Here is a 12,668-nt window from a genome sequence, read left to right as displayed (position 1 = left end):
GATGCTATTCAAAAAAACTTCCATCATGCAAAAACACTATTCTATATCCATTCCAAAACCTTGCCATGAAGACTGGAATAAAATGTCTCCCAACGAGAAGGGCAGATTTTGTAATTCCTGTGTTAAAACGGTTGTGGATTTTACAAAAATGAATTCCGAAGAAATACAACAGTACATAAAATCTAATAGTCATAAACATATTTGCGGACATTTTAAACAAACCCAGATAGACAGTATTAACCTGCGGATTTCTTCAAAAACAATCACCGCAACCAAAAGCTTTCATAAAACTTTTTTACTGGCCTTACTTTTAGTTATGGGAACTACTTTAATGAATTGCACCAACAACATAGGCTACAAACAAAAAATTGACAGTATAGAAGTTTTCGATACGTTACAAAATAAAGTTTTGGATTCTGTAAAATTTATAAACGCAGTAACAAAAAATGACACTATAATTAAAAATTGCATAAAAAACACAAATATACCAGCTCCAAATCCAACAGGTTTTGTTGAAATTGAAACACTTGGTGAAATTATTACAAGCCCTGTTTCTCCGGATGACGACATTGAAGATGAAATTGACATTTTATGTAAAGGGTTTTCCGGTGAAAACATTGAAGAAGATTTAACATTTGGTATGATAGTAATAGAAGACGTTCCCAAATTTAAAGACTCGCCATCCAACTTAAATTATGCTGAGAAAAAAGAACTTTTTCAAAAACGTATTTCTAAAATAATACAGGATAACTTTAACACTTCGGTTTGTTCAGAATTAAAAGGAATACAAAATATTGCCACAAGATTTAAAATTAATAAAGAAGGTAAAATAGTCGATATTCAAGTCAGAGCTCCACATCCCGATTTAGAAAATGAAGCCATTCGGGTACTTAAACTTTTACCCGAATTTATTCCCGCAACACAAAGAAATAAACCTATAGATGTACTATACAACCTCCCTATTATTTTTAATGCAGATGACCAATAAAATCTGTACTTTTGCCACGTGCAAAACACCTTATTACATAGCATTAATTCTCCTAAAGACTTACGTCTTTTAAAGCCCGAGCAGTTGCCTCAACTTGCTCAGGAATTGCGTGAGTTTATTATTAACATTGTCGCGACTAAAGAAGGACATTTAGGTGCTAGTTTAGGTGTGGTAGAATTAACCATTGCACTGCATTATGTTTTTAATACCCCAGAAGACCAACTCATCTGGGATGTTGGTCACCAAGCTTACGGACATAAAATATTAACCGAACGCAAAACGGTTTTTCATACCAACCGACAATTAGGTGGTATTTGCGGATTCCCTAAACGCGACGAAAGTATTTACGATGCCTTTGGTGTCGGGCATTCGTCAACTTCCATTTCAGCAGCTTTAGGCATGGCGATTGCCTCTAAACTAAAAGGTGAAACCGAAAAACAACACATTGCCGTTATTGGCGATGCTTCGATTGCAAGTGGTATGGCCTTTGAAGGTTTAAATCACGCGGGAGTGACCGATGCTAATCTGTTAGTTATTTTAAACGACAACGCTATTGGCATTGACCCAAGTGTTGGCGCTTTAAAAATGTACTTAACCAATGTTAAGAAAGGAACTCAAAAACAGGACAATATTTTTGAAGCCTTGAATTTTGATTATTCCGGACCGATTGATGGTCATGATTTAGATGCCGTAATTTCGGAGTTAGAGCGATTAAAAACAGTTAAAGGCCCAAAGTTTCTGCACGTTATTACCACCAAAGGCAAAGGTTTACGTCAGGCCGAAGAAGATCAAGTAAAATACCATGCCCCAGGAAAGTTCGATTCTGAAACCGGAGAATTGATTCCTAAATCTGCTTCAAAAATCCCTAAATATCAGGATGTATTTGGACACACTATTGTAGAGTTAGCCAAACAAAATAAAAACATTGTCGGTATCACACCAGCCATGCCAACAGGAAGTTCATTAAAATACATGATGGACGAACTACCTGATCGCGCTTTTGATGTTGGTATTGCCGAACAGCACGCGGTAACACTTGCAGCAGGTATGGCAACACAGGGCCTAATTCCTTTTTGCAATATCTATTCTACGTTCTTACAACGCGCTTACGACCAGATTATTCATGACGTGGCTATACAAAATTTACCTGTAATTTTTTGCTTAGATCGTGCAGGATTGGTTGGCGAAGATGGTGCTACACATCATGGGGTTTACGACTTGTCGTATTTACGATGCGTCCCGAACCTGATTATTTTCGCGCCGCGAAATGAAATGGAATTACGCAATATCATGTACACCGCCCAATTAGGACTGAACCATCCTATTGCCATTCGTTATCCTAGAGGCAGTGGTATTACAGCAAACTGGAAACAACCTTTTGAAACCATTGAAATTGGAACCGGAACAATACTGAAAGAAGGTGATAAAATTGCCGTTTTAAGTATAGGAACTATTGCTAAAAATGTTACCGATGCCATAAATGGCTGCAATAATCCAGAAACTATTGCTCACTACGATTTACGCTTTGTTAAACCTTTAGATGAAGCCTTACTACATCAAATATTCAAAAAACATAATGTGATAATCACCATAGAAGACAACTCGGTTAAAGGTGGTTTCGGGTCGGCGATTTTAGAATTTGCTTCAGCCAATAATTATAAGAATAACATTAAAGTTTTAGGTATTCCTGATGTAGTTATTGATCATGGTAGCGTAACAGAACTGCAACAACAAATAGGTTTAGATGCAACACATTTAGTAAAACTATTAAACAACATATTGATTGTAAACAATCAATAATGTTAATTAGAAACTAAATTCCACACAAAAGTTATTCGTTTCCTCTTCCGCAAAAACGTCTAAAACGTGACAAAAGTCACCTATCATTTTAAATCTCTATCGTAATTTTACAATTGATCGATATCCCTGTATCTATCATCCAAAATAATACATTTAATCATGAGTAAAGTAATTAAAATTTTAGGAACCGGTTGCCCTAAATGTCAATCGATGACCAATGTTGTTAAAGACGTGGTTACCACCAATAACATTGATGCAACCATTGAAAAAGTTGAAGATATCGTAGAAATTATGAAATTCAATATCATGACGACACCTGCTTTGGTAATTGATGATGTTATTACCATAAAAGGAAGAGTCCCTTCAAAAGATGAAGTTCTTGCACTTTTAAACTAGAAAAAACAGCAATGCATTATTCTAATAAATCATGGTACATAGAAAATTGTAAAACAATTTTCGAATAGGAGTAGCTATGTTTAATTGGTTACAACAAATAGCAGATTGGTTGGTTTATGATGTCTTGAATTTAGACCAGAAACAACATCTGGCTGAAGCCTTAAACTTCTTCATTTACGATACTGTTAAAATTCTAATCCTTCTTGTTATTGTCATCTTTTTTATGGGCATCGTTAACAGTTATTTCCCCATAGACAAGGTTAAAAATTATCTGTCAAGAAAAAAACTATACGGACTGGAATACCTTATGGCAAGTCTTTTTGGAGTTGTCACTCCGTTTTGCTCTTGTTCATCGGTTCCGTTATTCATTGGTTTTGTAAGAGGCGGTATTCCGTTGGGAGTTACGTTTGCTTTTCTAATTACCTCTCCTTTAGTTAATGAAGTCGCCATTGGCCTTTTTATAGGTTTGTTTGGTATAAAAACCACAATTATATATATCATTAGTGGCGTATTGCTTGGCACCATATCCGGAATCATTCTTCAAAATCTTAATCTGGAATGCTACCTGACACCTTGGGTCAAAGACGTTTTAGCAAATGCTAAAAAAGAACAAGATATATTTGAAGCTGAAAAGCAACCTTTCACGAAGCGTTTACCAGTAATATGGACTGAAGTTGTAAACATTCTTAAAGGTATTATACCTTATGTAATTGTTGGAATTGCCATTGGCGGATTCATGCACGGATATATTCCTGAAGGTTTTTTTGAAAAATTTATGGCTAAAGACAATCTTTTTGCTATTCCTCTTGCCACCATATTATCTGTTCCCATGTACTCAAACGCATCAGGTATACTTCCTATAGTTCAGGTATTAGTTTCTAAAGGTATACCATTAGGCACAGCCATCGCCTTTATGATGGGGGTTGTTGGCCTATCACTACCGGAAGCCATGCTCTTGAAAAAAGTTATGACTTTTAAACTTATTGCTATATTTTTTAGCGTGGTAACTCTATGCATTATCATTTCAGGATATCTATTCAATATTATCTTATAACTTGAGTAATGCAACAGACAAGCCTGCATTGCAATTCTAGAAAGTAATACCCTTTATCTTTTTATAATCTAAAATAGCTTTACTATCGGATAACAATGACACATAGTAACACACACTTGATAAGCGTGCATATAAACTGGAACTATCGATCTTTATATTTTTAGGCAAACCTTTTAAAATCAGTTTATCGTAATTGGAAGCCGTACCGTTAAAACTATTATTTACCGCTGCAGTATAGGTTTCTAACAAGGTATTAATAACGCCATAACCCGCAATTTCTTTATCTATGACTTCGGTTGATTGATATATATTTTCGATACTTATTTTTATGATATCATTAATCTGCGCTTCGTATTTGCATTTATCCATTAATGCACAGTCGAAATCGCCATTTAAAATAGCTTCTTCATTTTCCATGAAAATATGGACCGCTTCGTTAATTAAAGAACCGATGGCCAGTGCTCGCAAATACCCAATTCGGTCGGCTTTAGTCGATAACGCATAATAATTTTCAGGACGGATGGTATGACGAATAATTTTTGACAAATACTCCAAGGCGTATTCCTCCTGAATAAGCCCAAGATTGATACCATCTTCAAAATCGATAATGGTATAACAAATATCGTCGGCTGCTTCTACCAAAAATGTTAGCGGATGGCGCGCGTAACTAACACTGTCTTCACTACGCTTTATCAATCCGAGTTCTTCGGCAATATCAATGTAAGCTTCCTTTTCACTTTGGAAAAACCCATACTTTTTATCTGCAATATGAGCTGTTGGCTTTTTGGGTAACGATTCTTTTGGATACTTAGTAAACGCCCCAAGAGTAGCATAACTTAGTCGTAATCCTCCAATACGTCCAGCACGATCTTCAGTTAAAATTTTAAAACCATTGGCGTTTCCTTCAAAATCACATAAATCCTGATACTCCTTTGCGGTTAATTCGTCTTTATATTTTAATCCTTCTCCGGTTTTAAAGAATTCTCCAATAGCCTTTTCACCTGAATGTCCAAATGGCGGATTACCAATATCGTGAGCTAAAGCTGCCGCAGCCACAATAGCACCAAAGTCGTTAGCCTGATAGCCATGAACATTTTGTAAATGCGGATGTTTTTCAAGTAATTTTTTTCCAACCAATCGCCCTAAAGAGCGTCCAACAACACTAACTTCCAGACTGTGTGTTAGGCGGGTATGAACAAAATCGGTTTCCGATAAAGGAATAACCTGCGTTTTATCTTGTAAACTTCTAAATTCTGATGAAAATATAATACGATCATAATCAACCTCAAAACCCAGACGCGTTTCGTCCTGCTCTTTTCTAAGTCGTTTATTAGTATCACCAAATCGCTTTAAAGATAATAGTTGTTCCCAGTTCATAGTAAATTATTAATGCATGGCAAGATAGTTAAATTCACCAATATTTACGGGGCTTTTATTCGCTACAAATATTCTAAACCTCACTTCTATTAACATTAAGATAACATTAAGTAAATATTCTTTAATATTGAGATAACACAATACTTGTATTTAAGCTTTTAATTTGCAGTCTATTAAAAAAACACATATAAATGAAACGTTTATTTTTTGTAGCCGCAATGTTAATTTCAGCAATATCTTTTAGCCAAAACACTGGCTTAGTTGTTGGAAAAATTATGGATGCCGAAGTAAATAATGCGCCTTTAGTATTAGCTAATGTAACTATTAAGGGTACTGAAACTAAAGTTGATACAGATCAAACAGGTTTATTTGTATTTGAAAACTTAGAAGCAGGAGATTACACCTTAGTATGTAGCTTTGTGGGTTACGAAACAAAAGAAATTAATATTCATGTTGACGCTTTTGAACCTACAGAACTTAAATTTTCATTAGCAGCAAGCACCATTTCATTTGATGAATTAGCGCTTCTTACTGCCACTGCCGAAAACAATAATAAAACCTTACCTCAAGGATAAAAAATATAAATATATTAGGGATTAATATATTCGAGTAGTCTGCAAAGCCAATAACCAAGTTATTGGCTTTGCTATTTTTAAAACAAAACCTTTCACCAAAAAACAAGCGTACCTATAGAATTTCATTGATTTGTTTCCATACTTCAATGTTAAGTTAACGTTTACAAACATTAAATCTCATAACATTAACATAACGCTTTTATTACTATTGTTTAACTTCTAGATAACGATGCGTTCATACAACGTAACGTTCTTTGCAGCAGATAAAAACTAACATTTTATGAAAAAATTTACTGTATTGCTAATGCTATTAGTAGGAGCAATATCATACGCACAAACCACTGGTTCTGTGGTTGGTAAACTTACTGATAAAGAATATAATGACGAGCCATTAGCCTTTGCTAACGTCCTTATTAAAGGAACCACAACCGGTACAACTTCAGACTTTGACGGACTATATAGTCTTGAAAATCTAGAAGCTGGTAATTACACTTTAGTTTTCAGTTTCGTAGGTTACGAAACTCAAGAAATTGCTGTTACAGTAACAGCTGGAAAAGTAACAGAAGTTAATGTACCTATGGGTGCCAGCGCTGCTTCATTAAGCGAGGTTGTTATTACAACTACTACAAAACGTGAAAGCGAAACTGCCTTATTATTAGAACAAAAGAAAGCGGTAGAAATCAAAACTGCTATTGGGGCTCAAGAATTAAGTAAAAAAGCTGTTTCTGACGCTGCTGATGCAACTCTAAAAGTTACTGGTGTTAACAAACAAGAAGGATCTAGTAAAATTTATGTAAGAGGATTAGGTGATAGATATAACTCCACCACACTTAACGGTTTACCATTACCTTCAAACGACCCTAGAAACAAAAACATCGATTTATCATTATTCAGTTCAGATATTATAGAAAGTGTTGGTATTGGTAAAGCATTTTCTTCTTACATGTCTTCTGATGTTGCTGGAGCAAGTATCGATATCGTAAGTAAGGCTACAAACGAAAAATCCTTATTTAAAGTTAGTCTTTCTTCTGGAGCTAACACTCAAACAACATTTAAAGATTTCAAAACTATTGATGGAGCAAATTGGTTTGGAGTAAACTCAAATACACACCACAAAGTTAGAAATCTTAATACTTATAGCTTCGACAATAGCTTTACTCCAGATTCTGGAACAGCAAATCCTAACATGGGATTATCAATCAACTATGGTAGAAAAATAACTTTGTCTGATGATAGTAACATTAGCTTCTTTTTAGTTGGGTCTTTCGATAACAAATATGCTTACCAAGAAGGAACATCTGATGCTATTGTGGACGTTTATGATGATGGTTCTCTTAACGTGGGTTCTATTTTTGACACAAAAACCTATAGTTATAGCGCTTCAAAAATGTTAATGGGTAATGTATCTTACAAAATTAACAACAACCACAAATTAAGTTACAATCACTTATTTGTACACTCAAATTCTCAAAAAATTGAGGATTTCCTTGGAACAACTACAGATATAGGTAGACCTGAAGACGACAACAGATTAGTAAACCTTGTTTTGCAGACAGAAGTACAAAACAAACTTTTTGTTAACCAATTAATGTCTGAAAATCAATTTGGAGAATCATTTGATGTTAATGCTGCTGTAAGTTATAATGCTATCTACAACGATGAACCAGATAGAAGAAAAAACACATTCATTATTGATAATGATGCTAACACAACTAGAATTTCTCAAAATGCCGTAAGGGATAACAGTAGATTTTACGGAAATCTTTTTGAAAACAGCATTGCAGGAAACTTAAGCGCCGTTAAATATTTTGGTGAGCGTTTCGAAAATAAAGGAAAAGTAACTTTGGGATATAATGGAAGTGTTACAGACAGAAAATTTGATGGTATCTATTTCGATCACAACTTCACAAATCCAAGAACAACTTTTGTTGATGTAAATAATTTAGATGCAACCTTCAATCAAATCAATTTAGACAATGATGTATTTGGTGTAGAAACATCACGTGGTAGAAACAGTGACGATCCTGAAACTTACTTGCCACAATTGTATGATGCAACGAAAACAATTCATGCAGCATATATTGATGCCGTATATAACTTTAGCGATAAATTCACTGCAAATATAGGTTTACGTGCTGAGGATATTAAAATGGATGTTGAATGGGATACCAACATTAGTTTCCCTGGTTTCTCAAACAACAGTCAAATTGCATTAGATAAGCAATACGTTTTGCCTACACTTAACTTAAAATATCAAGTAAACGATAAAATTAATTTAAGAGCATCTGGAAGTATGACTTATACTTACCCTCAGTTTAAAGAAATTGCTCCTTTTACTTACGAAGGTATCAACTATCAAGAAAGTGGTAATCCAGCATTACTTCCTTCAGACAACTATAATGGAGAACTTAAATTTGAAATGTTCCCTAATAAAACGGAGTTAGTGTCTATAGGTGTGTTTGGTAAATTAATCCAAAATTCTATCAACCGATTAGAAAGAAACTCAGCGATTGAAAGAGACTTTACATTCGACAACTCTGGAGATGCTACCGTATTTGGTTTAGAATTAGAAGGAAAAGTAGACTTATTATCTATAGAATCTGATGATGACAAATCACAGAATCTTACTTTAGGTGGTAATGCCACTTTAATGAAAACAAAGCTTAAATTCAATAAGGCAAATACGTTATTCAACTATACTGGCGATAGTTCTGAATTAGAAGGAGCAGCACCGTTTACAATTAACGCCGATGTTTCTTACAGATTTAAAGTAAATGAAAAAGAAACCATGTCGACTTTAGTTTTCAACTACCAAAGCGATAAAGTTTATAGTGTTGGTACTAACTTTAAAGAAAATATTATTGAAAAAGGTGTGCCTTTATTAGATTTCGTTTTCAGCCACAAATTCAATAAAAACTTAGGAATGAAATTCAATGTTAAAAATATTTTAAACCCAAGTTTCGACAGATACAGAGATATACCAGAAAAGCTAACCATGAATTCATACAAAAGAGGAACATCTTTCTCAGTTGGAATCGCTTACGAATTATAATCTCAAATAAAATTCAACTATTAGCCCCTCTATTATTAAAAATATACTAGAGGGGTTTTTATTAAAATAAAGCACTTAAAGCCATAGTAAACATTAACTTAACATTAATCAAATTTCTTAACCTAATACTAATGTTAGCTTCAAACTAGATTTAAACTAACGACTTTAATTTGCAGAACAATAAAAACTAGGAAACTAAAAAATAGAAAACAAAATGAAAAACTTTAGAAACTTATTAATCGTTGCAGTTGCCGCTTCAATTTTCTCTTGTTCAAGTGATGATGACAACAGAACTATAGACCCAGGAACTGGAGGAGGAGTTATCACTGATAATGAATTAAAAGGTGAAATTTCTGAAAATGCTACTTTATTAGCATCTGTTGAATATACATTAACTAGCTCTTTAACTGTAAAAGAAGGAGCAACTTTAACTATCGAACCAGGAACTGTAATTAAAGCGAAGAGCGGAAGAACTGATGTGTTTTTAGCTGTTGAAAGAGGTGCTAAATTAATCGCTAAAGGAACTGCTGCATTGCCAATTACTTTCACTTCAGATGCAGCGTCTCCAAAAGCTGGTGACTGGGGAGGATTAGTTCTTGCCGGTAAAGCTAAAACAAACAAAGGAACAGACGTACAGTCTGAGGTTGCTGGATTACTTTATGGCGGTACTGATGATGCTGATAGTTCTGGTGAATTAAGCTATATTATTGCTGAATATACAGGTGCTAAAATTAACGGAGAGCAAGAATTTAACGGAATTTCTTTCTTTGGTGTTGGTAGCGGAACAATCGTTAACAACATTGTAGTAAACAACGGAAATGATGACGGTGTTGAGTTCTTTGGAGGAACTGTTAATGTAACAAACGTTTATTGTGCTAATATTGCAGATGATATGTTTGACTGGACAGAAGGTTACTCTGGAACAATAAACAATGCTTTTGGTGTTCGTAATGATGGTTTTGACGCTGCCAGTGAAGATCCAAGAGGTCTTGAAGGAGATAGCAATAGTTCAGATCCAACTGCTGCACCAATCTCTACTCCTTCTTTAAAAAATGTAACAATCTTAAACCTTAATCCAGACGTTGCTTTAAAAGCTGGTGCTGAAATTAGACGAGGAACTGTTGCTACTGTAAATAACATATTGTTTGCCGCTTATGGTAATGCTTCTTTCGGAAACAGAATTGATACTGACGATTCTTCTGGTAACGGTACGGTAACTATCACTAATGCTGTTGCTCAAGGAAACGTAGGCACCGATAAAGTAGGTGGAGACATCAATGGTACTGTTACAGAAATTACAGATGGAATCACTGTTACTGCTGACAATACAATTTCTACTAAGGCTGGTGTTGGAGCTGACTTATCAGTTTTCTCATGGGCTAACCAAAGCTTTGTGGTAATCAAATTATAAGAAAATTTCAACCTTATAAAACATAAAAAAAGCATCTCAATTGAGATGCTTTTTTTATGTTTAGTATTTACGTTTTAAAGACCCTTATCGTTCTTCACGTTTGTTTCTTTTAAACTTGCTATTTCATTAGCGTTGTAATCTACTTCTTTTATAGTTTCACCAGTATAGTAAAACCATTTGCCGACTTTTTTCCCATTATCATAATTACCTGAAACTGTTTTCGTGCCTTCTTCGTTGTAGCTTAACCATTCACCTTGTAATTTACCATCTGTAGTGTAAAACCCTGTTTGGGCTACCACTCCATTGTCATGATAGTAAGTTACCTCAATTAAATTAGTATCTTTATTAAGCTTTAAGTCTCTTTTTTGTTGTCCAAAAGAAACCACAGTAACTAAAAAGGCCAGAGATAAAATAAACTTCTTCATAATCATGGGGTATTAAACATTTATACAGTAAATATACGCATTTCATAACATTTAATCAACAGTTAGATAACATTAATTTAACATTGAATACATTTAACACTGAATACCAATCCGTTATATGTTAAAATTTAACATACGTGAATTAATAATTACTTAATATTACCGTTACATTTAAATCATGCAATTACGTTTTATTTGCGTGAGTCTTAAGACAACATTTAGTATTTCATATAATCTATTAGTTTTTGTCGACTACATTATTATGATTTCTATGGAGACTACCTTCGGCCAAGGTAGTCTCTTTTTTTTTACGTACATTTAACATTAAGGAAACATTGAAATCGTTTTAAAGTTAGACTTTTGCCGGCGACAAAAACTTAGAATAAAATTTATGAAATTTAGATGGAGCCTGGTAGCTATTTTAATGTTAGCTACAAGCACTTATTATGCGCAAGAAACTAATGCCCCAAAGTTTGGCAAAGGACTTTTTAATCTAGTTGGCAAGGACAGTTCATTTACAATGAAAGTTGGATTTCGTATGCAACTTTTAGGAACTTCAACATGGCAGGATGGAGAATCTTTAGAAACCAGCATGTTAATTAGACGTTCGCGTTTAAAATTTGACGGTTTCGCCTTCTCTCCAAAACTTCAGTATAAAGTAGAGTTAGGATTAGCCAACCGCGATATGTCTGGCGCTTCCCAATACACCAGTAATTCTCCAAGATACGTAATGGATGCTGTTTTAAAATGGAATTTTGCAGGAAACTTTGTATTATGGGCGGGACAAACCAAATTACCAGGGAATCGCGAACGTGTAATCTCATCTGCAGATTTACAATTGGTAGACCGTTCGTTAGTAAACAGCCGTTTTAACATTGACCGTGATATGGGACTTCAGTTAAGACACCATTTCAACCTAACAAATAAATTTATTGTTAAAGAAATAGCTTCTATTTCTCAAGGTGAAGGTCGTAATGTAACAACAGGGAATGAAGGAGGTCATCAATATACCGGACGTGTAGAATTATATCCTTTTGGAGATTTTCAAAGTAAGGGAGACTATAAAGGTTCTGATTTAAACCGCGAGCAAACTCCTAAATTAGCTGTAGGTGCTACGTATAACTTCAATAACAACGCCGTAAGAGACCGAGGAAATCTGGGATCTTACATGGAAACTAATGAAGGGCTGTACGAAACAAATATTTCTACTATCTTTATAGATGCCATGTTTAAGTATAAAGGATTCTCTTTTATGGGTGAATATGCCGATAGAACAGCTGATGATCCAATAGCTAAAAATGCCGATGGTAGTTTAACAGGAGCTGAAGTACAAGTTGGTAAAGGTTTAAACCTTCAATCAGGCTATTTATTCAAAAATAACTGGGAAGTTACTGGTCGTTATACCAACGTAGAATTAGATAAAAATATTACAGGTAAAAATCCTGAAACACAATATACATTAGGACTGTCTAAATTTATTGTAGGACATAAATTAAAAGTACAAACCGATATTAGCTATTTAGATGTACCAACCAACAACGGTCAGGTGATGTACAGACTACAGTGCGATATCCATTTCTAAAAGTTAAC

General features: G+C 34.4%; 10 protein-coding genes. 8 read left to right on the top strand and 2 right to left on the bottom strand.

The genetic code is table 11. The features are described 5' to 3' along the window. Positions 1-25 precede the first annotated feature (25 nt). From NO995_RS17290 to NO995_RS17275, 4 genes are all read left to right on the top strand, one after another. Entirely contained in the window at positions 26-988 is a 963-nt protein-coding gene (locus NO995_RS17290) for an energy transducer TonB (protein WP_258228584.1), read from the top strand. A gap of 18 nt (positions 989-1,006) precedes the next feature. After that, the gene (gene dxs, locus NO995_RS17285; protein ID WP_258228583.1) at positions 1,007-2,788 is read left to right on the top strand and encodes a 1-deoxy-D-xylulose-5-phosphate synthase; all 1,782 of its coding nucleotides are present in this window, start codon (positions 1,007-1,009) and stop codon (positions 2,786-2,788) included. A 159-nt stretch (positions 2,789-2,947) separates the two neighbouring features. Continuing rightward, positions 2,948-3,184: a thioredoxin family protein gene (locus NO995_RS17280; RefSeq protein WP_240575171.1), complete on the top strand. Its 237-nt coding sequence runs from the start codon at positions 2,948-2,950 to the stop codon at positions 3,182-3,184. 76 nt (positions 3,185-3,260) lie between these two features. Further along, positions 3,261-4,238: a permease gene (locus NO995_RS17275; protein ID WP_258228582.1), complete on the top strand. Its 978-nt coding sequence runs from the start codon at positions 3,261-3,263 to the stop codon at positions 4,236-4,238. A 36-nt stretch (positions 4,239-4,274) separates the two neighbouring features. On the opposite strand, the gene dgt is transcribed toward NO995_RS17275, so the two are convergent. Continuing rightward, positions 4,275-5,615 carry a dGTP triphosphohydrolase gene (gene dgt, locus NO995_RS17270; protein WP_258228581.1) on the bottom strand — a complete coding sequence of 447 codons (1,341 nt, stop codon included), beginning with the start codon at positions 5,613-5,615 and terminating at the stop codon, positions 4,275-4,277. A 191-nt stretch (positions 5,616-5,806) separates the two neighbouring features. Here dgt and NO995_RS17265 point away from each other — a divergent pair, with 191 nt between their 5' ends. The 3 genes from NO995_RS17265 to NO995_RS17255 all read left to right on the top strand — a co-directional run bounded on the left by NO995_RS17265 (position 5,807) and on the right by NO995_RS17255 (position 10,653). Then, positions 5,807-6,190 carry a carboxypeptidase-like regulatory domain-containing protein gene (locus NO995_RS17265; protein ID WP_258228580.1) on the top strand — a complete coding sequence of 128 codons (384 nt, stop codon included), beginning with the start codon at positions 5,807-5,809 and terminating at the stop codon, positions 6,188-6,190. Between the two features lie 280 nt (positions 6,191-6,470). Next, the gene (locus NO995_RS17260; protein WP_258228579.1) at positions 6,471-9,242 is read left to right on the top strand and encodes a TonB-dependent receptor; all 2,772 of its coding nucleotides are present in this window, start codon (positions 6,471-6,473) and stop codon (positions 9,240-9,242) included. A gap of 214 nt (positions 9,243-9,456) precedes the next feature. Continuing rightward, positions 9,457-10,653, top strand: coding sequence for a hypothetical protein (locus NO995_RS17255; protein WP_258228578.1), 1,197 nt, complete (start codon positions 9,457-9,459; stop codon positions 10,651-10,653). 74 nt (positions 10,654-10,727) lie between these two features. On the opposite strand, the gene NO995_RS17250 is transcribed toward NO995_RS17255, so the two are convergent. Beyond that, complete coding sequence (locus NO995_RS17250) at positions 10,728-11,078, bottom strand: toxin-antitoxin system YwqK family antitoxin (RefSeq protein WP_258228577.1); 351 nt, start codon at positions 11,076-11,078, stop codon at positions 10,728-10,730. 391 nt (positions 11,079-11,469) lie between these two features. Here NO995_RS17250 and NO995_RS17245 point away from each other — a divergent pair, with 391 nt between their 5' ends. Further along, complete coding sequence (locus tag NO995_RS17245) at positions 11,470-12,660, top strand: OprO/OprP family phosphate-selective porin (protein ID WP_258228576.1); 1,191 nt, start codon at positions 11,470-11,472, stop codon at positions 12,658-12,660. Positions 12,661-12,668 lie beyond the last annotated feature (8 nt).

The organism is Aestuariibaculum sp. M13 (genome assembly GCF_024723255.1).
In the GTDB taxonomy this organism is placed as follows: domain Bacteria; phylum Bacteroidota; class Bacteroidia; order Flavobacteriales; family Flavobacteriaceae; genus Aestuariibaculum; species Aestuariibaculum lutulentum.
This window is presented reverse-complemented; position numbering and strand designations above follow the sequence as displayed.